General features: G+C 70.3%; 16 protein-coding genes and 1 pseudogene. 10 read left to right on the top strand and 7 right to left on the bottom strand.

The window, feature by feature from the left end; all coding sequences use genetic code 11:
• Positions 1 to 14 precede the first annotated feature (14 nt).
• Positions 15 to 191 carry a hypothetical protein gene (locus MXD95_RS28835; protein WP_250639401.1) on the top strand — a complete coding sequence of 59 codons (177 nt, stop codon included), beginning with the start codon at positions 15 to 17 and terminating at the stop codon, positions 189 to 191.
• A gap of 270 nt (positions 192 to 461) precedes the next feature.
• Here the strand turns inward: MXD95_RS28835 and MXD95_RS28830 are convergent.
• From MXD95_RS28830 to MXD95_RS05250, 5 genes and pseudogenes are all read right to left on the bottom strand, one after another.
• Positions 462 to 1,478, bottom strand: a pseudogene (locus tag MXD95_RS28830) (recombinase family protein); the annotation flags it as partial.
• 47 nt (positions 1,479 to 1,525) lie between these two features.
• Positions 1,526 to 1,792, bottom strand: coding sequence for a hypothetical protein (locus MXD95_RS05265; protein ID WP_250639400.1), 267 nt, complete (start codon positions 1,790 to 1,792; stop codon positions 1,526 to 1,528).
• 399 nt (positions 1,793 to 2,191) lie between these two features.
• Positions 2,192 to 2,893: a recombinase family protein gene (locus MXD95_RS05260; protein ID WP_250639399.1), complete on the bottom strand. Its 702-nt coding sequence runs from the start codon at positions 2,891 to 2,893 to the stop codon at positions 2,192 to 2,194.
• 78 nt (positions 2,894 to 2,971) lie between these two features.
• Positions 2,972 to 3,781 (bottom strand): SAM-dependent methyltransferase, encoded by an 810-nt coding sequence (locus tag MXD95_RS05255; protein WP_250639398.1) that lies wholly within the window; start codon positions 3,779 to 3,781, stop codon positions 2,972 to 2,974.
• Positions 3,778 to 4,473 (bottom strand): hypothetical protein, encoded by a 696-nt coding sequence (locus MXD95_RS05250; RefSeq protein ID WP_250639397.1) that lies wholly within the window; start codon positions 4,471 to 4,473, stop codon positions 3,778 to 3,780. Before MXD95_RS05250 ends, MXD95_RS05255 begins: the two co-directional genes overlap by 4 nt.
• A gap of 548 nt (positions 4,474 to 5,021) precedes the next feature.
• Here MXD95_RS05250 and MXD95_RS05245 point away from each other — a divergent pair.
• Genes MXD95_RS05245 through MXD95_RS05210 form a run of 8 tightly spaced genes read left to right on the top strand, consistent with a single transcriptional unit; the run spans position 5,022 to position 16,245 of the window.
• Positions 5,022 to 5,867 (top strand): hypothetical protein, encoded by an 846-nt coding sequence (locus tag MXD95_RS05245; protein WP_250639396.1) that lies wholly within the window; start codon positions 5,022 to 5,024, stop codon positions 5,865 to 5,867.
• Positions 5,864 to 6,256 (top strand): pilin, encoded by a 393-nt coding sequence (locus tag MXD95_RS05240; RefSeq protein ID WP_250639395.1) that lies wholly within the window; start codon positions 5,864 to 5,866, stop codon positions 6,254 to 6,256. The genes MXD95_RS05245 and MXD95_RS05240 overlap by 4 nt, the downstream gene beginning before the upstream one ends.
• Before the next feature lie 2 nt (positions 6,257 to 6,258).
• Positions 6,259 to 8,496, top strand: a complete 2,238-nt coding sequence (locus MXD95_RS05235; protein ID WP_250639394.1) for a TrbL/VirB6 family protein — start codon at positions 6,259 to 6,261, stop codon at positions 8,494 to 8,496.
• A gap of 9 nt (positions 8,497 to 8,505) precedes the next feature.
• Positions 8,506 to 9,810, top strand: a complete 1,305-nt coding sequence (locus MXD95_RS05230; protein ID WP_251077852.1) for a PrgI family protein — start codon at positions 8,506 to 8,508, stop codon at positions 9,808 to 9,810.
• Complete coding sequence (locus MXD95_RS05225; RefSeq protein ID WP_250639392.1) at positions 9,807 to 11,696, top strand: VirB4 family type IV secretion system protein; 1,890 nt, start codon at positions 9,807 to 9,809, stop codon at positions 11,694 to 11,696. Before MXD95_RS05230 ends, MXD95_RS05225 begins: the two co-directional genes overlap by 4 nt.
• 28 nt (positions 11,697 to 11,724) lie before the next feature.
• Positions 11,725 to 14,229 (top strand): DUF8128 domain-containing protein, encoded by a 2,505-nt coding sequence (locus MXD95_RS05220; protein WP_250639391.1) that lies wholly within the window; start codon positions 11,725 to 11,727, stop codon positions 14,227 to 14,229.
• Positions 14,230 to 14,265: 36 nt separating this feature from the next.
• On the top strand, positions 14,266 to 15,279 hold the full coding sequence (locus MXD95_RS05215; RefSeq protein ID WP_250639390.1) for a replication-relaxation family protein: 1,014 nt from the start codon (positions 14,266 to 14,268) through the stop codon (positions 15,277 to 15,279).
• A gap of 60 nt (positions 15,280 to 15,339) precedes the next feature.
• Entirely contained in the window at positions 15,340 to 16,245 is a 906-nt protein-coding gene (locus tag MXD95_RS05210; RefSeq protein WP_250639389.1) for a C40 family peptidase, read from the top strand.
• A gap of 78 nt (positions 16,246 to 16,323) precedes the next feature.
• Here the strand turns inward: MXD95_RS05210 and MXD95_RS05205 are convergent, their stop codons facing one another.
• Positions 16,324 to 17,301, bottom strand: coding sequence for a hypothetical protein (locus MXD95_RS05205; RefSeq protein WP_250639388.1), 978 nt, complete (start codon positions 17,299 to 17,301; stop codon positions 16,324 to 16,326).
• 47 nt (positions 17,302 to 17,348) lie between these two features.
• Positions 17,349 to 17,582, bottom strand: coding sequence for a hypothetical protein (locus MXD95_RS05200; RefSeq protein ID WP_250639387.1), 234 nt, complete (start codon positions 17,580 to 17,582; stop codon positions 17,349 to 17,351).
• A 997-nt stretch (positions 17,583 to 18,579) separates the two neighbouring features.
• Here MXD95_RS05200 and MXD95_RS05195 point away from each other — a divergent pair.
• On the top strand, positions 18,580 to 21,810 hold the full coding sequence (locus MXD95_RS05195; protein ID WP_250639386.1) for a WD40 repeat domain-containing protein: 3,231 nt from the start codon (positions 18,580 to 18,582) through the stop codon (positions 21,808 to 21,810).
• The last annotated feature ends 13 nt before the right edge of the window (positions 21,811 to 21,823 follow it).

Here is a 21,823-nt window from a genome sequence, read left to right as displayed (position 1 = left end):
AGGATCTTGACTTCGTGGGTGAGGGCTTCGACGAGGGCCTTGCGTTGAAGGTCGGTGCCGGTTTCGATGATCGTATCGACGTGGTTGGCGATCTTGCGGAGGGTGGCGCGTGGGGGCATGACGGGTTCGTCGTCGATCTGGGCGGTGAGTTCGGTGTGGCGGTGGCGGAGTTGCTTCTGTTTGGTGCGTAGGGTGGCGACTCGGTTGGCGAGGGTTTCTTCGTTGAGTTTGCCGCGCTCGAAGGCGGCCAGGTAGCGGTCGAGGGCCTGGTCGGTCTGGGTGAGGTCGGTCTGGATGGTGGCGAGTTCGCCGGCGCGGTCGCTGTGGGTGTCGTGGTGGCGTTGGCGGGCGTGGTGGACGGCGTCGGCGATGAGCTGCTGGTGGTCGCGGTAGAAGTCGGCGAGTGCGGTGAGGATGGCGTGGTCGAGGGCGTCGGCGTCGAGGCGGGGGGCGTCGCAGCGGGTGCGGCTGTAGCGCAGGCGGGTGAAGCAGGTGTAGTAGCGGTAGGTGCGGTTGCGGCCTTTGGCGTTGGAGCCGAGCATCGCTTTGCCGCATTGCGGGCAGCGCATGCGGCTGGTGAGGTAGTAGTCGGAGTCGCTGGCGGCGCGGTGGGTGTGTCCGTCGCTGCGGATGGTGAGGATCTTCTCGGCCTCGCCGAACTGGGCTGCCTCGATGATCGGTTCGTGGGTGTCGATGACGGTGATCTCGCGGAAGGTCAGTTCCCCGAGGTAGATGCGGTTGTCCAGGACGCGGATGACCTGGTGTCCGGACCAGGGGCCGCCGGTGGTGGTGCGGTGGCCGTGCTCGTTAAGGGTATTGGCGATGGCGCGGGTGCCGAGCCGGTCCCGGACGTAGAGGTTGAAGATCAGGCGGACGACTGCGGCTTCTTTCTCGTCGACGAGTAGTTTCCAGTGGGCGCGGTCGACCTGGTAGCCGAAGGGCCGGTTGCCGCCCATCCACAGGCCCTTGGCGGCTTTGCGTTCCATGCCGGCGATGACCCGGTCGATGATCGTGTCCCGCTCGAACTGGGCGAACATCGCGAGCATCTGGAGCAGCATGCGGCCCATCGGGGTCGCGGTGTCGAACGGCTCGGTGGCCGATCTGAACACGACGCCGGCTTGGTCGAGGTCTTCGAGCAGGGTGACGGTGTCGCGCAGGTTGCGGGAGAGCCGGTCGACGCGGTAGACGAGTAGGACGTCGATCAGTCCGCTGCGGGCGGCGGACAGGGCGCGTTGGAGGTCGGGGCGTTCGGTGGTGGCGCCGGAGGCGTCGTCGGAGAACCGGTGGGCGATGGCCCAGTCGGGCTGGGAGTCGACGTAGGAGCGCAGTCGTTCTTCTTGAGCTTCGATGGAGTAGGGCTGGTGCTCGTCGTCGGTGGAGCGCCGTAGGTAGATCCCGACCCGGACGGTGTCGAGCGGGTCGGCGGTGGGTTGGGGGGTGCGGTTCGCGCTCTTGCGACGCGAGGTCGCACGGGCCATGGCGCGTTTCCTTTTCTTCCGGTACTGGTCGTGGACGGCAGTCGGCTTTACGCGCGGCGTCTGTGGTATGGGAGAACGCGACGGAATTTCGGCGCCAGGGGAAACAGGGTGCGGGCCGGCTCGCTGCGGTCTCCGTGGAGCAGGGCCGGGCAGTGTGCCGTGAGGTAGGCGAGGGTCTGGGCGTGCTGGTCGTCGAGGGACTGCTGGTGGCCGTTGGTGGTGATCCGGGCGTAGAACACAACCGGCGGGTCGGCGGGTTCGGTGATCGTCGCTGTCTGTGTGGCCGTCCGCCGGGTTGAAAATGGGCAGGGCATACCGAGGGATCCTTTTTCGATGATGGGCGGGCGACCCATCCGAGAGGGATGGGCCGCCCGCCCGGCTGAGATACCGAAAGCCGTCAGGCTGCTTTTTTCGGTGCGACGTCCGGGGCGCCTTTCCGTTCCCACTGTAGGACAAGTTCAGCCAGAACGGACACTGCGGTGTCGTATTCCTCGGGCGTCATGGGGACGGTTTCGGCGCGTTCGACGATGATGTTTCTGACCGCGTCCTGACGCTCACCGGATGTTTCTTCGTTGCTACTGTCGGCTGGGACGGGGTCGTTACCGTGAGGTGGACGTCGGCGGGTCACCGCGACGTCTCCAGGGCGGTGGACCGCCCGCAGGAATCATTTTCCGCCCGGGTGCGGATTCGGTCGTGAAACGGCTGCGCTAGGTTCATGCGATCGGCTTCCGGTCGCTGCCGGTGTTTCCCGGGCCGGTCGGTGGGTGTGGGGTGAAGGTCCACGGGGGTAGCTGCACGCTGAAGACTCCGGTGCCGGGCGGCGCGAGGAGCTGGGCGCGGTAGAACGTGACACCGTCGATGATCGGCTGGTGGGCGCCGCGGCGGATTACCCATTCGTCGGGTGGGACGGGCCGGCCGGCGTGGGTGCGGCCCCAGACGGTGGCACCGGTGTAGGTCGGGTTGGCCAGGACGCGGGTGACCGCGTCCGGGGTCCAGGGCCGGGGGAATCTGGTGACGGGATCGACCCGCAGGAGGGCGGGGGTCTCGACGCTGCGCAGCCGCGTGGCGATCGCGTGGGGGGTGAGCCGGTCCTCGATTCTCCACCGGTAGATCGCGGTGACCATGGACGCCGGCCCGGGGTCCAGCAGAAGGCGGATACCGCGTCGCGGTGTGCCGTGCGCGGCGCCGACGCGCAGCGGGAGGTAGCCGTAGGGGACGGGGCCGAGGTGGTAGCCGTCGCGGACGAGGGCGATCTGCGCGCGGCGAGCGCGTTCGGTGGTCTCGGCGTGGTGGGCGGCGAGCAGCCGGGCGTCGCGTGCGGCGCGGCGGTGGACCAGCCGCGACCACCAGCCAGGCGGGCGGGCCGGCTCGGCGGGTGCGGGCGGCAGCGCGGGGATCGGCGAAAGATCAGACATGGGGGCTCCAGCCACACAGGCGAGCGGGAAGGAAGCGGGTGAGGCCGGCCGTGGCGCGCGGGCCGGCATGGGGCGGGCTCAGGCGGCGCGGCGCACCACGATCGCGGGCGGGACGGCGGCGGGCGCCGGACTGGACGGCGGTGGATCCGGGGGACGCGGGGGCCGGCGGGGCTGCTCGCCGGAGCGGAACAGGAGCACGTCGTGGTGGGCGGGCCGCGGCCGTCCGCTCACCGGCGCGGCGTCGAGCGGGCGGGGGTGGAGGACGGCGGTGAGCGCGACCGCGCGCTGCACGGGCCGCCAGCCCGCCTGACGTCCGGCGGCGACGATCCGGCTGGCGAGGTCGAGACCACCGACGACGTGGTAGGCGGCCACGACCACGAGGCGGCCCCCCGGCCCGGCCAGGTCCAGGTATCCGGCGAGACGGCCCGCCAGCCGGTCACCCCCAGGACCACCGGGGCCGGCTGGGTCCGGATCGGGTCCGATCCCGGTCAGCAGCAGGTCGACCGGTCCGGGTCCGGCCCAGGACCCGCCGTCGGGCCGGCGGTCCAGAATCGTCCCGTCGCCGGGTGCGCCCTGGGCTTTGGCCACGGTCAGGGCGGCCCGGACGGTCTGCCAGGCATGGGTGTCGGGGGCGATAGCCAGGGCGTGCCGGCGGGCCCGGACCGCCTGGACGACGACCGTCGGCTCGGCGCAGTCCGGGTCGCAGACGATGTCCCCGGGCTGGCTGTGGAGGGCGATGGCATAGGCGGCGACCGTTGAGGGAACCGTCATGGTCACCTCGATGCCGGCGCGCCGGCCGTCGCTGGCGTCGTCCCCGGCGGCGAGCGGGCCGGTGGGCCAGACCGTGGCCGCCTGTGCGCGGCGCCGGTGTCCGGCGTCGCCTCTCACCGGCGCTCCCGCGGGCCGGTGGGCAGGACGAACAGCAACAGATCGGAGTGCACCCGGCGGGCCACAACCTGGTGCGCCAGGGTTGTGGGAGGCCCGCCGAGCTCAGCGATGGGGATCTCCAGTAGGACCAGCCGGTCGAGCAATGCCAGGCCGTAGCGGCCGGTGGCAGCGACCAGCGCGCCAGTGGGATCGAGCAGCCCACCGGCGATGCTCTCGCTGCGGGTAATCACCGCCAGCATGCCGCCGGGAGCAACCAGCCGGTCCCACGGGACCCCGTGCACCCACCCGGTCCGCGTCGGGTCGACGACCGTGACGACCAGCGGCCGGCGGTCGCCGTCTGGACCCTCGCCCTGCGCCCTGGGTCCGTACCCGGACGGCTGTGCCGGTCCGGCAGCGGACGCGGAGCGGACCTGGACGGCGCGGCCCAGTCGGTCGACGGCCCCGCCAGCGTCGGCGAGCCGGTCCGCCGGCGTCCCATGGCGGCCCGCGGCAGGCATGTCCGCATGCGGTGGGATCAGGATCAGGACCGGGTCGCCGGGCCGGGTGTAGCAGGTGACGAGCTGGTCGAGGGCGGCGGCAAGCCAGCCGGCCGACGGCCGGCCGGGACCCTCCGGCGGGTATGGCCAGACGGTCGTGGGCCGGCCCGCGGGGACGACAGCGCCCCCGTCGCGGTCAGGATCGGATACGGGCATCGCAAAAGGTTCCTTTCACAGCGAACGAATTTTTCGTGGCCGTAAAAGGAGACCGTCTGCTGGGCACGTCTCGGACACGCGCCCGGCGAATATCTCCAAGATTTTTCTCGCTGGGCATGGCCTAGTCCAACCGGACTATTGATCGCTGGCAGCCCGCTGGGCAGCGCCCGGAGGAGATGCCCAAAACTTTTTCCAAGATTTTTCTCGCTGGGCATCGCGGTCGACTGCATGCCATGCCAGTGGGGTGCCCAGCGATCTTCGGTGGATGTCACAGCGGTGCAGCTCACAGGCCTGCTGGGCAGTCCAGGTCAGGTGCTGGCATCACCGTGAATGCGAGGCCGACGAAAAGGTAGAAATTAAGATCGCTGGGATCGTTCTGGGTGCCATCGATCTTTTCTGTGCATGTACTGGGAGATCGTTCTGGGTTTTTGCTGGGCGTGGCGTGGCGTCCTGGGAGCTGTCCGCATTTCCGTGACAGCGAAAGGGTGGCAGTAATGCCCGATGGAACATTTCCTTCTCCCGTGAGACCGGCCAGTCGGGGCGCGTCCGTGTTGCCGCTGGCGACGTTGCGGAACTGCTTTGGTCTCCTCGTCGCCGGGCCGACGCCGTTGGCGCTGGACGGTTCGACGGTGGCGGGCCTGCCGGCACGGCCGGTGGCGTTGGACGAGTTGCGTGACCTGCTGCTGGCCGCGTCCTGCCCGCAGGCGGTCCGCGACGGCGCGTGGGCGGTGCTCCTGCGTCGTTCCCGCCGCTACGGCGACAGCTGGACGGTCGGCGCCGCCGGGATGGCGCTACCAGCCCTGTACGCGGTCTGCGCGCGGCTCGGCGGGCACAGTGATCTCGATCCCGCCGATGTGCAGGCCGAGGTGCTCACCGGCTGGCTCGAAGCGGCAGCCAGTATCCGGTTGGACCTGCCGCGGATCGCGGTCCGGCTGCGCTGGGCGGCCTACCGGGCGGGGCTTGCCCTGACCGTCGCGCAGTGCGAGATCCCGCAGGCCGACCCAGACCTGTTCCAGACCCTCGCCGAGGCCGAGTCCCGGTCCGATTCGGGTCTGGGCGGTCCCGAGCAGGTCCTTACCAGCATGGTCGCCGCGGGTGTCCTGAGTGAGACCGAAGCCGACCTGATCGCCGCGACGCGTCTCGGTGAGATGCCGGTCAGCGCCTGGGCTGCCCGCCACGCCCTCGCGCCCCGCCGCGCGTCCCGGCTGCGCACCCAGGCCGAGCAGCGCCTGGTCGCTCACCTCACCGTCGGCCCGGCCAGCACCCGCCGCGCCCCCCAGAGCACCGACGAGCCAGGCGGGCCGGGGCGCGCGCCCGGACCGCCTCCCGGCACGGCGGGACTGCGTCCCCTCATAGGCGCGGCGGCGCTGACGGCCGTGGGGGTGCCGGCATGACCCCGGACACCCCCAGCCGTGACCGGCCGGCCGGCGCGCGCCGGGGACATACGCGTGGCCTGGCATGGCGTGCCCTGGTGCTGGTCGTCGCGATCGGCGTGCTCGTGCTCGTCGGAGACACGGCGTTCGCGGCCGTGCCCCAGGGCGGTGCCGTGGCACCGGACCTCAACACGGTCCTGAACAACATCCGAAATTGGATCATGGGGATTATCGCGCTGTTGTCGACGGTGTTCCTGTCCATCGGCGGGGTGCGGTATCTGATCTCCAACGGCGATCCGGGAGAGATCAACAAGGCGAAGGACAGCCTTCGTAACGCCGCCTGGGGGTACGGGCTCGCCGCGCTCGCCCCGGTCGTGGTGGAGATCCTCAAGCAGATCGTCGGCGGCTGACCGTGGCCGCCGTCTGCGCCGCCCAGACCCGTAGCCACGACCGGTCGGAGGTGTCCCGCGCCCGCGGGGCACGTTCGGCCCACGGCCCTCGCGGGGGGCCGTGGGGGCGTGGTCTGTGGCTGGTCAGGGCGGCGGCACTCCTGCTTCTGCTGTTCGTCGTCGCCTCGATGCTGGCACCGGCCGCGCAGGCCGCCCCAGCACCGGCAGCGGCTCCGTCCGCAGCCACACCCGCACCGAGCAGGCCCACACCAGACCCGGCACCGGGGCCTTCCCCCACGCCCCCGGGCGGCAGCTCCACTAGCAGCCCGGCCGCCCCGACGGCGCCCCCCAGCCCCGCGGGGAGTCTGCCCTTCGCCTGGGACGTGCCCCCCACCGGCACCAGCGGCAGCGGCAGCGGCAACAGCGGCGGTGGTACCGCCCAGCCGACGACTCCAGCGCAGCCGCCGTCCGTGCACACCACGCCGGCGGCACCCGACAGCGACGACGGTGGCGGTGGCGGGATCACCGGTTGGATCACCGACGCGATCACCGGGGCGATCAATTCGTTTTTCCGGAAACTGGTCACGGCCGCGCTCAATCCGCTGCTGGACCTGTTGGGTAAAACCCTGCTGACCACACCGACGCCGTCACAGCTTCCGGCGATCGGCCAGATGTGGACCACCTCGTGGACCATCACCGTCGCGGCCTATGGCGTCCTCATCATGGCCGGCGGAATCACGATCATGTCGATCGGTACCGTTCAGCACCGCACGACCATCAAGGAGATCGCTCCCCGCATTCCCCTGGGTTTCCTCGCGGCGGGCCTGTCCCAGTTCCTGGCCGGAAAAATGATCGAGCTCGCGAACCCGCTGCCGGCCGCGATCCTCTCCGGAGGTGTGGACCCGAACTCCACCTCCATACAACTACGAAACATCGTTCTCTCGGCGCTTTCACCGACACCGGGGAACCTCGGCAAAAGCATTTTCATCATCTTCCTCGGTCTGTTCCTCTCGGGATCGATCGTGGTGCTGCTGTGCACCTACATCGCGCGGGTCGCGATCACGGTGATCCTGATCGGTGCCGCACCGCTGGCTCTGGCCGGGCATGCTCTTCCGCAGACCGAACGGATCGCGTTCTGGTGGTGGCGGGCGTTCAGCGGCTGCCTGGCGATTCAGGTCGCTCAGGCGCTGGTGCTCCTCGCGTCGTTCAAAACGTTTTTCGCGCCGGGCGGATTCACATTGCTGGGCCCGTCACCGGACGGCATCGTCAATATGCTCGCCGCCATCACCATGATCTATTTTCTGGTGAAGATTCCGTTCTGGTTGGCGCCGCGGATGGGCGGTGGCCGTTCCAGCCTGGTCGGTCGGATCGTCCGCGGCTACGTCATGGGCCGCGCCATGGGCCTGCTCGGGGGCAGAGCTGGTGCCCGCGCGGGTGTGGCACGCAGGGGTGGCAGGGGCCGCGGTGTCGGGCGGGGTGGGCGTCGAAACCGCGGGTCGGCGGACCCGTACGAGAAGGTGCAGGCCGACGCGAACGGCCAGCTGCTTCTGCCCCTGACCCGTGTGCCCCGGGTCCGCCGCCCGGCGACGCCCCGCGGCGCTCCTCGCCAGGCCCCCCGGCCGGGTGCGCCCAAGGGCCGCCCGCGCCATCGACAGCTGACCATCCCGTTCGACGAGGCGGTCGGGCCGGGCGGGCGGTGGCTGTACCGCGACCGTGGCCAGTGGGTTGACCGTGACGATCAACTTCTGCTGCCGTTCGAGGTCGATCAGACCGACCGGCCGCCCGCCACGCCACCGACCCGTCCTTCGTCGTCCGGCGCCGGACGACAAGGCAGTGGGAGGCCGGCGAGGAACAGAGGCCGACAGCTGGAACTGCCGTTCGACCCTTACAAGGGCATACGCCCGGACCGCAGGGGGCAGTACGCCCTGCCGTTGGAGGGCCTACGCCGTACCCCCCGTCCGGCTCGGCCGCCGGCAGCCTCCCCACCGTCGGGCCGTTCGACGCCCGTCCGAGGGGGCAGGCAGGGCCGGCAACTGGAGCTGCCCTTCGACCCTTACCAGGGTCTGCGCCCTGACCGTACGGGCCAGTACGCCCTGCCGTTGGAGGGCCTGGAACGCGCCGCCCGTCCCCGACCGGCCACGCCCGCGGCACCGCCGGCCCGGCCGCCGACTGCGCGGCCCCGGCCGGTGCCGCCGCGCCACCAGCAGCTGCTGTTGCCGGACATGCCACGCCGTTCCCGTCCACCCCACCCCGGAAAGTGAGTGTTTGACATGACACATCCCGTCAGGATTCCTGCTGATGTCGATCGCGAGGACAGAGTGATCGCGGATCTGACCGCCCGGCAGGTGCTCCTGCTCGTGCTCACCGCCGCCGGGCTCTATCTCGCCTGGACCGTCACGCACGCGGTGCTGCCGCTGGCGGTGTTCGCGCTGCTCGCAGTCCCGGTCGCCGTATTTGCCGGCATCTTGGTGCTTGGCCAGCGCGACGGCCTCAGTTTCGATCGGCTCCTGGTCGCCGTGGTCCGGCACAGGACCAGCCCCCGTCAGCGGATCAACGCCCCCGAGGGCGTGCCCCCGCCCCCGGCGTGGCTCGCCGCCCGCGCCACCGGCACCCCCGACACTCGCCGGTCGGCCGGCGCGCAGACGGCGGTGCCGTTGCGGCTGCCGGCCCGCACCGTCGCTTCCCAGGGCGGGGTCGGGGTGATCGATCTGGGGACGGACGGACTCGCGATGGTCGCGGTCGTGTCCACGGTGAACTTCAGTCTCAAAACGCCGGAGGAGCAGGACGGGCTCGTCGCCGTGTTCGCCCGCTACCTGCACTCGTTGACCGCCCCGGTGCAGATCCTGGTGCGGGCGATGCCCGCTGACCTGACCGACCAGATCCAGCAGCTCGACGAGGCCGCCGACCTGCTGCCCCACCCAGCGCTCGCGCAGGCGGCCCGCGAACACGCCACCTATCTGGCCGGGCTCGCCGCCGAGATGCAGCTACTGACCCGTCAGGTGCTGCTGGTCCTGCGCGAACCGCTCGTAAGTGCCGGCCCGGTCGACGGGCTGGGCGGCGCCTCCCCGCTGGCCGCCCTGTCGGGCCGGCGGGCGGCGGCCCGCGATGCCCGCCGCGCCGGGGCGGCCACTCGCCGAGCCGCCCACACCCGTCTGGCGCGGCGCCTGGCGGAAGCCACCGATCTGCTGGCGCCGGCCGGGATCGTGGTCACCGCGCTGGACGCGGGGACGGCGACCAGCGTGCTCGCCGCCGCCTGCAACCCCGCCGGCCGGGTGCCGCCCGCCGCGCTCGCCGCGCCCGACGAGGTCATCACCGCCGATCTCCCCGACAGCTACCCGGACGACGACACGTACGACGACGGCGGCGACGTCAGGGATGCTTCCGATGCCGAGGACCTGGCCTCGGCGGTCGGCTCTGGCTACGGCGATTCTCTCGACGGTGACGGCTGGGACGGCCCGTTCGACCCCGAAGACCCCGACGACTCCGCCGGCCTGGACGCTTGGGTCCCGCCAGCTCCCAGCCCGCCCGTGCGACGCCCGCGCCGGTCGGCGCGACGCGCCGGAGAGCCCCGATGAGCCGGCGCACCCGACGCCGGGCAGGCGGGATGACCGTCGGCGGGGCCTCGCAGCCGGTGGAGGCCGCCACGGCGGCGTTCGTGCCGGACGCGCTGTCGATCGCGCCCCGTCATCTGGAAGTCGGCGGGGACTTCCTGGCCACGATGGCGATCACCGGCTATCCCCGCGAGGTGCACGCCGGCTGGCTCGCCCCGCTGCTGACCTACCCGGGCCGGGTCGACGTGGCGGTGCATGTCGAGCCGATCGACCCGGTCACCGCGGCGAACCGGTTGCGCCGGCAGCTATCGAAGCTGGAATCCGGCCGGCAACTCGGCGACGAGAAGGGCCGGCTGGTAGACCCGCAGGTCGAGGCCGCGACCGAGGACGCCTACGACCTGTCCGCCCGGGTCGCCCGCGGCGAAGGCAAGCTCTTCAGACTTGGCCTGTACCTCACCGTCCACGCGACCAGCGAAAGCGAGCTGGCGGACGAGGTGGCCGCGGTGCGGGCGCTGGCGGCCAGTCTGCTGCTGGACGCCAAACCGGTCAGCTACCGGTCCCTCCAGGGCTGGGTGAGCACCCTGCCGTTGGGCCTGGACCAGGTGCGGATGCGGCGCACCTTCGACACCGCGGCTCTGTCCGCGGCGTTTCCGTTCACCAGCCCGGACCTGCCGCCCGCCGACCCGACGTCGCTCGCCCCGACCGGGGTGTTCTACGGGCTCAACGTCGCCAGCAATGGGCTGGTGCACTGGGACCGGTTCGGCGACGTCGACAACCACAACGCTGTGATCCTCGGCCGCAGCGGCGCGGGGAAGTCCTATCTGGTCAAGCTCGAACTCCTGCGCAGCCTCTACCGGGGCATCGAGGTCCACGTCGTCGACCCCGAAGACGAATACGCCCGGCTCGCCACCGCGGTCGGTGCCAACTACCTGCACCTCGGCGCTGACGGGGTGCGGATCAACCCGTTCGACCTGCCCATCCAGACCACCCCCGACGGCCGGCGCACCGCCCCCCGCGACGCGCTCGTGCGCCGCAGCTTGTTCCTGCACACCGTCATCGCCGTGCTCGTCGGCCAGCTGACGGCGGCCGAACGGGCAGCGCTCGACGTCGCGATCACCGCGACCTACCAGGCGGCGGGGATCAGTTCCGACCCACGCAGCTGGGGCCGGCCGGCACCGCTGCTGGCCGATCTCGCGGCCACGCTCGCCGCTTCCGAGGAGCCGGCGGCGGTTGCGCTCGGCGCACGGTTGCACCCGTTCACCGCCGGGGCGTTCTCCGGCCTGTTCGACGGGCCGACCACCGGACGCGGCGACGGCCACCTCGTCGTCTACTCGCTGCGCGACCTGGCCGAAGAGCTGAAGCCGATCGGGACGCTGCTCGTTCTCGACGCCGTGTGGCGGCGAGTGTCAAACCCCGCCGACCGCCGTCCCCGCCTGGTCGTGGTCGACGAGGCATGGCTGCTCATGCGCCAACCCGCCGGCGCCGACTTCCTGTTCCGGATGGCCAAGTCAGCGCGGAAATCGTGGTCCGGGCTGACCGTCGCGACCCAGGACACGGGTGACGTGCTGGCGAGCGATCTTGGTAAGGCGATCGTCACCAACGCGGCCACGCAGATCTTGCTGCGCCAGGCACCGCAGGCGATCGACGAGATCACTCAGGTTTTTGACCTGTCCCAGGGCGAGCGGCAGTTCCTGCTGTCCGCCGACCGCGGACAAGGACTGCTTGCGGCGGGCGCCCAGCGGGTCGCCTTCCATGCCCTCGCCTCGCAGGCCGAACACGCCCTGATCACGACGAACCCGGCTGAACTCGCCGCTGGCCCCCATAACGGGGACGACGACGGCTTCTTCGATCTCGCCGCACCGGATGACCCGGCCGATCCCGACGGCCAGATCTACCTCGACCCCGCCTGACCGCCGTAGCCGTATGGAGATCGTAACCATGGATCTGCTCACAGCGGCGCCCGCCACACCATCCTCACCGCTCACCGCCTACCTGACCGACCCCGCAGGCTTCCTGCACCAGATCCTCGCCCAGCTGAGCGCGGGGGCACTGGCCTGGGGGCCCGTCGCCGGCCCGCTGCTCACCCTCACCGTCGCCGGCCTGCTCACCGGGCGCCGGCGGATACGCCGCCGCTACCAGCAGCGGCTGATCGCCGGCGCCCGTCTCGTGACCGTGCTCGCCCCGCCCACCGTCGACCCGGCAGGCGGGCCCGCGCTGTGGGCGAACCTACTCGGCCTGCTGCGGCCGTCCTGGCGACGGCTGATCGGCCAGCCGCACCTCGTCTGGGAGTACCAGTTCACCGCCGACGGGGTCCGTATCCAGATCTGGGTGCCCGGCGTCGTCCCCGCTGGCATGGTCGAACGCGCCGTCGAGGCGGCCTGGCCCGGCGCGCACACCCACTCCACGCCCGCCCGCGCACCGCTCCCCGTCACCGCCCGGCCCGGCCGGCGCCTCCTCGCTGCCGGCGGCGAACTACGCCTCGCCCGACCTGAAGCGCTCCCCATCCGCGTCGATCATGATGCTGATCCGATCCGCGCGCTGCTCGGCGCACCCGGCAGCCTGGCACGTACCCAGCGGGCGGCGGTGCAGATCCTGGCCCGCCCCATCACCGGCCGCCGCGTCGCACGATCCCGCCGCGCCGCCCGCCGGCTGCGTACCGGCGGGTCGACGCATCTGATCGGCGGGCTGCTCGACCTGCTCACCCCCCACACCGGCCGTACCCGGCAGCGCCGTCGGACAGCCACCACGGCGAAGGTCGATCCGCAGACGTCGTTGGCCCTGTCCGCGGAAGACCGCGCCATCGTCACCAAACAGCGCGGCGCCCCCTACGAGGTCCGCGTCCGCTACGCCATCGCCGCGGTCCTCGACGAGCACACCGACACCACCACGACCGCCCAGACAGCCAGCCAGCTACGCGGCCGGGCGCACGCTCTCGCCAGCGCCTTCGCCGCCTACGGCGACCACAACCATTTCCGCCGCGTCCGTCTGCGCCGCCCGCTGCCCCTCCTCGCCGCCCGCCAGTTCGACCGCGGCGACCTGCTCTCGGTCACCGAACTCGCCGCATTGGCACACCTTCCGGTCGACGAGGCGACCCCCGGCCTGCAACGCGCCGGCGCCAAGGCGATCGCCCCACCGCCCGGTGTCGCCGGCCCCGGCCCGAACGTCCGCCCGCTCGGACGAACCGACGCCGGGCACCCGCGGCCGGTCGGCCTACGCGTCCCGGACGCCCGCCACCACCTGCACGTCCTCGGCGCGACCGGCGCCGGCAAATCCGAACTCCTCGCCCGCATGACCCTCGACGACATCACCGCCCGCCGGGGCGTGGTCAACGTCGACCCGAAAGGCGACCAGATCATCGACATCCTCGCCCGCTACCCGACCGACGCCCTCGACCGGCTCGTCCTGTTCGACGCCGAATCGGCGGGCCGGCCCCCGTGCCTGAACCCGCTGGACCAACCTGACCGGGGCCGGGCCGTCGACAACCTCGTGTCGATCTTCTCCCGGGTGTATGCGGACTCCTGGGGGCCGCGCACCGAGGACATCTTCCGCGCCGGCCTGCTCACCCTCGCCGCCCAACCCGGCATTCCCGTCCTGACCGACCTGCCGAAACTGCTCACCGACACCGCCTACCGGCACCGGGCACTCGGGGAGATCGACGACGACATCCTCGCCGGCTTCTGGACCTGGTACGAAGCCCTCTCGGATGCCGCCCGCGGCCATGTCGTCGCCCCACTCATGAACAAACTCAGGGGCTTTCTGCTGCGGCCGTTCGTGCGGGCCGCGATCGCCGCCGGCCCCTCGACCGTCGACATGGACCAGGTGCTGAACAACGGCGGGGTCTGCCTGGTCCGCATCGCCCAAGACGCCCTCGGCGTCGAGACCGCGGCGCTGATGGGCTCGATCGTCGTGTCCGCGGTCTGGCAGACCACCACCCGCCGTGCCCGCCTACCCCAAAGCAAAAGGCCGGACGCCAGTTTGTATTTGGATGAGGCGCACAATTTTCTGACGCTTCCGTACGCGTTGGAGGACATGCTCGCCGCCGCCCGCGGCTATCGGCTGTCACTCACGTTGGCCCATCAAAACCTTACCCAGCTGCCTCGGCATTTGGAAGAGAGCATCGGCGCCAACGCGCGCTCGAAAATCTATTTCACGGTGAGTCCGGAGGACGCCAAACGGCTCGCCCGTCATACCGAGCCCCGGCTCGGCGTGCACGACCTGGCCAACCTCGGTGTGTTCCACGCTGCGGCCCGTCTCGTCGTCGGCGGTGAGGAAGCGTCCGCCTTCACCCTCGTCACCGAAAAACTGCCGCCACCGGTACCAGGGCGCGCCACCCAGATCCGTCGGTACCTGCGACGCCGCGCCGCCACCCCCGCCACCCGGCCCGCGCCGCCGCCCACCGATCCGGGTCCACAGCCCACCTCCGACCCGCGCCGCATCGCCTGACCGCGCCCCCGTTCCGCCACCTCGAAGGACCCCCTGATGGCCAAGCCGCTGCCGCAGCGTGCCCTGCGTGCCCCGCTGCGTCCCGCCGCCCGCGTCGTCGCCGACGCAGCACACCTGGCGAACCTCACCCCCCACCTCAGTCCCCGCGACCGGTGGATCACCCGGCTCCTCTACGAACACCGGGTCCTGACCACCCACCAGCTCGTCCAAGCCGCCTTCACCACCCGGCGTACCGCCAACGAACGGCTCCTCCAGCTCTACCGCTGGCGCGTCATCGACCGCTTCCAGCCCCACAGCCCCCTCGGCGAGGGCATGCCACCCGCGCACTACGTGTGCGACGTCGCCGGCGCCGCCCTGCTCGCCGCCGAAGACGGGATCGACCTGGCGGCGACCGGCTACCGGCACGACCGTGCGCTCGGTGTCGCCTACTGGCCGCAGCTCGCCCACCGCGTCGCCGTCAACGGCTTCTTCACCAGTCTCCTCCACCACGCCCGCCAGCCCCATCCGCCCGGCACGCTCACCGCCTGGTGGTCCGAGGCCCGCACCCGCGCCGCGTTCGGCGACATCGTCCGCCCCGACGCCTACGGCCGCTGGACCACGTCAAACAGCGACGTCGAATGGTTCCTCGAGCTCGACTGGGCCACCGAGCCCTATTCCCGCCTCGCCACGAAGATCAGTAAGTATGGGCGGCTCGCCGCCGCGACCGGCATCACCACACCGGTCCTGTTCTGGTTCCCCACCACCACCCGGGAGACCCGCGCCCGCCGCGCGCTGGCCGACGCCGTCGCCAGCCTCGACCGGCCACACAGCGTCCCGGTCGCGACCACCGCCGCCACCCTCACCCCACCCGACGACCAGCTCGACCCGACCCCCGACCGCTGGCTGCCCCTCACCGGCAGCCGCGCCGGCCGGCTCCCCCTCGATCAGCTGTCCCGAGCCTGGCCCTACCTGCCTCCGCCCGCGCCCGTCTCCGACCGGCCAGAAGCTCGGCCCGCAGGGTCGGGCCTACGCCCGCCCGCGCCGATGCCGCCCGAGAACTACCGGAGGTGAGCGGCCACGACCAAATACCTCGCCGCCGCCCTGGCCGCGGTGGTCCTGCTCATCGTGCTCATGGGTGCCGCCGCCGGCCAGCTGGCCGAACGCGTCCTGTGCGCCCCGATCGTCGGCTGGTTCCTCGGCTGTAGCAGCGGCGGTGCCCCCAGCCAGACCGCACTATCCGATATCCCTCCCGACTACCTCACCCTCTACATGCAGGCCGCCGACACCTGCCCCAGCCTTTCCTGGACCACCCTCGCAGGCATCGGAAAAATCGAATCCGATCATGGTCGCAGCACCCTGCCTGGCGTGGCCAGCGGCACCAACAGCGCCGGGGCCGGCGGCCCCATGCAATTCCTCGCCTCTACATTCACCGAAGTCGTCGCCCGCCATCCGCTGCCCGCCGGCGGCGCCACCCCGCCATCGCGCTACAACCCCTCCGACGCCATCTATGCCGCCGCGGATTACCTGTGCGACAACCACGTCGCCACCGACCTCACCGGCGCGCTGTGGACGTATAACCATTCAGACCTTTACATCGCCCAAGTCGTCACGCAGGCCACCCAGTACAGCACCACCAGCAGCCCCGGCACCGACAGCGGTGGGTCCAACGCCGGCTATGCCGCCGTCCTCTACGCCCAGGGACAGCTCGGCATCCCCTACCTGTGGGGCGGGGACGGGCCGGCCCAAGGTGGCTTCGACTGCTCGGGTCTCACCCGGGCGGCTTACCAGGCCGCCGGCATCGACCTGCCCCGCACCGCGCAAACCCAGTACGAGGCCGGACCTGTCGTCCCGGCCGGGGAACCGCTCCAGATCGGCGACCTCGTCTACTACGGCACCGCCACCAACATCCACCACGTCGCGATCTACATCGGAAATGGACAGATGATCACTGCCCCGGGGCGGAACAAGGTCGTCAAAACCGCCTCCTACAGGTGGAAAGGGGACGACTATTTTGGAGCTACACGGCCAGCTAACTGAGATTCATTCGCGCTTGAGGTGGTCCTCTTGTAGCTGTGCCCAAGGGCGACTCCATCGCGACACGCAGGTCCGTGGTAATTAGGCGATCGTCGCATTAATCAGCACTTCCGGGATTTTCGACAGGTCGTGCAACACTGTCGTGCCATAGCGATCGCTGAGTCCCGAGCTGTTGATATGCCGAGCCCATTGGCGTTCCGTCACGACGATATCGCAGTAGGGAACGGCGGCCGACAAGGCGTTAACGTCATTCAGATCATGCGGATGCCATCGCTGCTGCGGGTTGCGATGTCGGAGGCGGCGCAGTTCTCGGGTCACCCACCGGCTCGGTAGATCCTCAAGAAACCGGTGGACGCGGTCGCGGTCACTCACGAACTCCATCGGCTCAATACCATGCCGCGAACAGCTCGTGATCAGTGGCTCTATGATATCGACGATCTCGGTGCCGGTAACGACGTCGCCGAGCCGGTGCCGCAGCTTGTGGGCATCTATCTGTCCAGCGAGAGCCGTCTGCCCGTCAGCGAACTTCTGGGCCGCTTCTTGGAACTTGCGTGCTGTCTCAAGCATCAGCGCCAGTGTCCCAGCGGGATCGGCCAGAGCCGCGAACTCCATCATGTGCACGAACGCCTCCCCGAGCTGGATGCGCAACGCAGGGGGAATCGCGGAATCGTCGGGCAGCTTCATTCGGTCAAGTGGGATATCGCTGCCGAAGGCGTGATTGACGCCGACGCCGAAAATATTCGCGCTTCGACGTCGACCGCCGCAGTGGCTGGTCATGGCCGCGTCGATCTCCGCCGGCACGATCACGTGCGGCGGAGCGATCGTGTGGAACTTGGAGAGCCCGGCCATCGTGGTCGCAAGGTCTAGCCTGCTAGACCAGCTGGCTCGGCGGTGAGTCTCGTAGTAGTGAGCTGCGGACAGCACGAACGAGGCATGACCGAGCCGGACCGCCTCCGTCGCGATGGTGAAGGCATCCCGATAGCGTTCGCCGTCGCTACGGCCCAGCCGACACTTGGCGAAGTCGATCCACTTCGCCTGATCGAGATAGACGCGCAGCACGACTCGATTATCCCTCCTGCCAGAACTTTCCCATGGACCCGGCACCTCTACCAGCCGAAGCCGATCGCCTCGCAGATCTTGTCGCCGCGACCCGCGCGTGGATCGAGCTGCCCCGGTCCACCACCGGGAAGCGAATGCAGGCCGCACTCGACGCCGCCGGCACCGACGGTGACGCCGGCCAGCTCGCTGCCGAGATCCGCGCCTACCAAGCCGGCCAGGGCGGTCCACACCGCGCAGGACGCTTCGGCCCCGGCGCCGCCGCCCGCATCCTCACCCGACACGGCTACCCGTCGCGCGAGCCCGATTGATGCTGCGCTTGGGCCCGGTGCCGCGCTGCGCTCAATCGGTCGACCGCCAACGTCCTGCCGATTACTGCGCCAAGAACGGCAGCCGGGACATCAACTTAAGATGGTCAGGTGCTCACCATGGCGACATCGGCCAGCAGCTCGGTAAGCACGAAGCGCCAAGGCCGGGACGCCCGTGATCGACGAATACTGCGCACTCTGATTAACGGCACTCCACCAGTCAACTAGGATTTATTCGCGAATGTTAGGGTTGGTAATCTGCGGACGAGGCGGTGACCGTAGACAACGTAAGCATCGCCGTGGTCATCCGTTGCGATAGATTGCCCATCTGCCCTTCGAGTGGCGGACCAATCGACCCCTCGCCTGGCCACGCGGCTGACGCTGATCCGTGAGGAGGGCAGGACCGGTCGCTGTCCCCGAATTTCTTACGGACGGAGGTTGATGATGGTCTTTCTCTTGCGTCGCTCGGTCGGATTGAGGGCGGCGACGGCATTGTCGATGGTCGCGACGTTGTCGATGTTCGTTCGCAGCCGTCCGTCGCGCACCCGCTGTACGATCTCACCTAGTTGAGCGCGATCGGACTCGACAACGAAGTCGACTGTCAGGCCGTCGGCGGGCCGTCAGCCAGATTCAGCATTCAGTGGTCGCCGAAAAATGGTCGGTCTTTACTTTCGGAGCATCACAGGCCGGAGCCTATCGCAACACCGGCCTTCGGCGGCTAAACGCCGATGCTGGCTTGCGACGCAACGATGATGGAAACCATCTTCCGACCCTGCTACGAAACACCCACGTGTCAGCTACAGTAAGCGTGATTATGCCGCCTCGATCGTGGCGCTTCGGGCTTTCCGTAGCCGGCATCCGGTGCGCGTCGGCAGCTCGGCCGAACATGCGTCCGCCAGAACCGGGCGCTGACAGGCGCGGAGACCGCGTTCCCCCGTCGATCACATGGCCTCACGGCTCATAGGATGATCCCGTGCCGTCAGGTGCCCGTGCGGGCAGAGGAAGTATCGCGGGGTCGTCCGGCGACGGCGGGGTGGAATTCAGGCGGGCCGTCGCTGCCTATGCGGTCGTGGCTGGGCTCTCCGACACTCCGCTGCGTGGTCTGGGCATCTCTAGGGCCGACGCGCGAGTGACCGCGGTGGTGCTGGAGACCGAGGATGCGGTCGACGATCTGCGGGTTGACTTCGCGACCGGTGAGACGGCGTACATCCAGGCGAAGAGGACCTTGCAGGGAGGCCCCGTCCTCGCGAAAGCGGTCGCGCAGTGGGTACGAGCGGGCGAGGGGCAACTGGACCCGACCCGCCATCGGTTGGTGATCGCAACGGGTGACCTGTCGAACTCGATGAAGGCGCTGCGCCGGGCTCTCGACGCGCGGCGGTTGTCGGTCCCAGGAACACCGAGCCCGGAGGAAGCCGAACAACTCCGCCGCGTCGAGGAACTGATGTCGCCGCTCGACCCTGCGGCACGAGACATCGTGCTTCAGTGCGCGGTCATCTGGCATCTCGACGTCGAGGAGACGGACCGCGCCGACGCGCAGACCGCCTTGCAGCAGCTACGCGGGCTCGTCGCGGGCGGAGACGCCCTGGCGGCAGGCAAAGCGTGGTCGGCGCTGCTTGACGCTGCGGGGCACGCGGCCCGCCGCCGCGGTGGCCATCACCTTGAAGGTTGGCGAACCGCGATGCGCGATCGCGGCATCGGCCTCGTCGAGCACAGCAGCGCACCTGCACAATCTGGGAGCCAGTCCAACCCCGCCCGGCAATCCAGCCATCCGATCGGGGACCACGACCTGCGGGAACGGCTCACGCTGCAACCGCCGGTCCGCGCGCCACGACTGAGGGGAAGCCTGGCGTCGGCGACCCGGCCTCGCAGGACGAGGCGGCTATGGGGGGCCGCCCTGGCGGCCGTTCTGATGATGGTCGCGGGTACCGCGGTCTATTCGTTGAATGACCGGCAGGCTTCCGGGCGGAACCTGGCTGACTCCCGCCAGTTGGCAGCCGACGCGGAGAGCACGCGGGACAGCAACCCGAGCCTGGCGCGTCAACTGGCTGTGCTGGCATGGCGCACCGCGCCGACCCTGGAGGCATGGCGAGCACTGTTCGCGGTCGCCGATCTGCCGACCGAGGTCGACTTGGACGATCAGGTCCTGGCGGTGGGCCGCGTCGGTGGGCGGTTCGTCGCCGTCACCGCGCTGTCCACGAAGGCCCAGCTGTGGGATGTGACCCGGGTCAGCGGTAAGGCCGGGCCACTGGCCGTGCTGTCGGGCCACGATCGGATCACCGCGGCGGTCTTCAGCCCGGATGGTCGACGGCTCGCGACCATGGCAGTCGACGGCAGCGTCCTCGTCTGGAACGTCGAGAGTGCCACCGCCGGACCACCCGGGAACAATCCGGTGGAGCTCACAGCACTGGCGTCCCTGCCCGGGAACGACTCCGCCTCGCCAGCAATGGCGTTCAGCTCCGACGGCACCCTGCTCGCGGTCCCCGGCCCCGAAGGGTCGGTGGAGGTCTGGAACACCCGGCTGTCGGCGGGGAGCGCCTCCGCCCAGAACAGCACAGGCCCCGACCCCGAGGCCCTGCCGCTCCAGATCCCCGGCGTCGTCAGCGGCATCGACGATCCCGGCGTGTCCGCGCTGGCGTTCACCCCCGACGGCGGTCGGCTGGCCGTGGGAACGTCCGGGGGGACCTTCGCTGTCTTCGCTCTGGGGCGGCCGGCGGAACCGCTGATGCGGCGGACCAACTATGCCGGCGCCATGAACGCCGACGCGGTCGAAGGCACTGCGGGACAGACGACGCCACCGGACACGCTGGAAACCAGCCACCTCCCGCCGCAGCGGCAACCCGTCACGCGACTGCTGTTCCGGCCGGACGACGGCGCGACCCTCGCCGTGGCTGGAGGCGACGGCGTGGTGCGCCTGTGGGACGTCGCCGGGACCGATCCCACGCTGGCATCGCAGAACGCCCCCGTGAACCTGCCCACGAAGCCGACCGCGGAACTCGGCGACGGCGCGCCCGCCGTTGACGCCATCGCCTACAGCACCGACGGCCTCCACCTGGCCGTTGGCTTCGGGGTCAGCGGCGGGACCGTCGACGTGTGGGACGTCACCGACGAGAGCAGCCCGGCCCAAGGTGCCCCCATCGAGCGGCTCAACGGCTCGCCGATCTCCCTGACCTTCGACCGGGCCGGTCAGACCCTCGCGGTCGGAACCGCGGACGGTGCTGTGCGGCTGTCGCCCGTTGCGTCTCCCGGGATGCCTCAGCCCAGACTCACGGTGCCGGACATCTTCGGGGACTATGTGGCGGTGGACGGCGCGGGAACGACCGTCGCTGTATCGCTCGCTGTCGACGGCGTGGACGGCACGATCGAGATCCGGGATCTCCGCGCCGGATCGAGCGAGCCGACCGTCACGTTCCCCGGCCGCGAAGCGACGGTCTACTCGATCGCGATCAGCCCGGACGGCGCCCTGCTCGCCGCCGGATACGACGACGGGGTCGTCAGGGTGTGGGACCTGCGCGCCGCCCTCTCGACACGCGCCGCCGCATCACCTGTGGCCGACCTCGCCGAGCACGGCGCGATCGTGCAGGGCCTCGCCTTCACCAGCGACGGCAGACTGCTCGCGTCCGGAGACCAGGACGGAACGATCAAACTCTTCCGACTCGACGGCACCCATCCCCCGAAGCGCATCGCCGAGGCGGCATCCACCCACGGCTCGGTCCAGGGAATCACCTTCAGCGCCGACAACGGAACATTGGTGACTGGCGGTGATAGCGGTGTGGGCGTCTACGACGTCCCGGATGTCAGCACCGGCGGTCTGCTGACCACGGTCGCCGACATCTCGGACGCAACCGCTGGGAACCTCTCCGGAGGTGTCGCGCTCAGCCCCGACGGACGCACACTCGCCGTCGGCGGTCACGGCACCGTCACGACCTGGGACATCACCGGCCCGACGCCACAGCAGCAGGGCACACCCCTCCCTGTCGGAAGCAAGGAGGCGGCGGTGAGCACGGTTGACTTCAGCCCGGACGGCCGCCTGCTGGCGGCAGCCGGTAACGACGGCGACATCGCAATCTGGGACACCAGCCGCCCTGGCCAGCCGAAGTCGCTCACCAGCCTCCCCGGCCACGACAACGGAACCCGCCTCGCGGCGTTCACCGACGACAGCCGAACACTCGTGACTCTCGGCTCCGACTACCTCGCGAAACAATGAACCTTTCCCGGTA

This window comes from Frankia sp. AiPa1 (genome assembly GCF_023243075.1).
Taxonomy (GTDB): Bacteria; Actinomycetota; Actinomycetes; order Frankiales; family Frankiaceae; genus Frankia.
Note: the sequence above shows the minus strand (reverse complement) of the source record. Positions and strands in the feature narration are given on the sequence as shown.

Bases quoted from the DNA above. Each gene is read 5' to 3' on its own strand.
- MXD95_RS05265 (WP_250639400.1), bottom strand. From the start codon at position 1,792: ATGCCCTGCCCATTTTCAACCCGGCGGACGGCCACACAGACAGCGACG.
- MXD95_RS05260 (WP_250639399.1), bottom strand. From the start codon at position 2,893: ATGTCTGATCTTTCGCCGATCCCCGCGCTGCCGCCCGCACCCGCCGAG.
- MXD95_RS05250 (WP_250639397.1), bottom strand. From the start codon at position 4,473: ATGCCCGTATCCGATCCTGACCGCGACGGGGGCGCTGTCGTCCCCGCG.
- MXD95_RS05240 (WP_250639395.1), top strand. From the start codon at position 5,864: ATGACCCCGGACACCCCCAGCCGTGACCGGCCGGCCGGCGCGCGCCGG.
- MXD95_RS05230 (WP_251077852.1), top strand. From the start codon at position 8,506: ATGACACATCCCGTCAGGATTCCTGCTGATGTCGATCGCGAGGACAGA.
- MXD95_RS05225 (WP_250639392.1), top strand. From the start codon at position 9,807: ATGAGCCGGCGCACCCGACGCCGGGCAGGCGGGATGACCGTCGGCGGG.
- MXD95_RS05220 (WP_250639391.1), top strand. From the start codon at position 11,725: ATGGATCTGCTCACAGCGGCGCCCGCCACACCATCCTCACCGCTCACC.
- MXD95_RS05215 (WP_250639390.1), top strand. From the start codon at position 14,266: ATGGCCAAGCCGCTGCCGCAGCGTGCCCTGCGTGCCCCGCTGCGTCCC.
- MXD95_RS05210 (WP_250639389.1), top strand. From the start codon at position 15,340: ATGGGTGCCGCCGCCGGCCAGCTGGCCGAACGCGTCCTGTGCGCCCCG.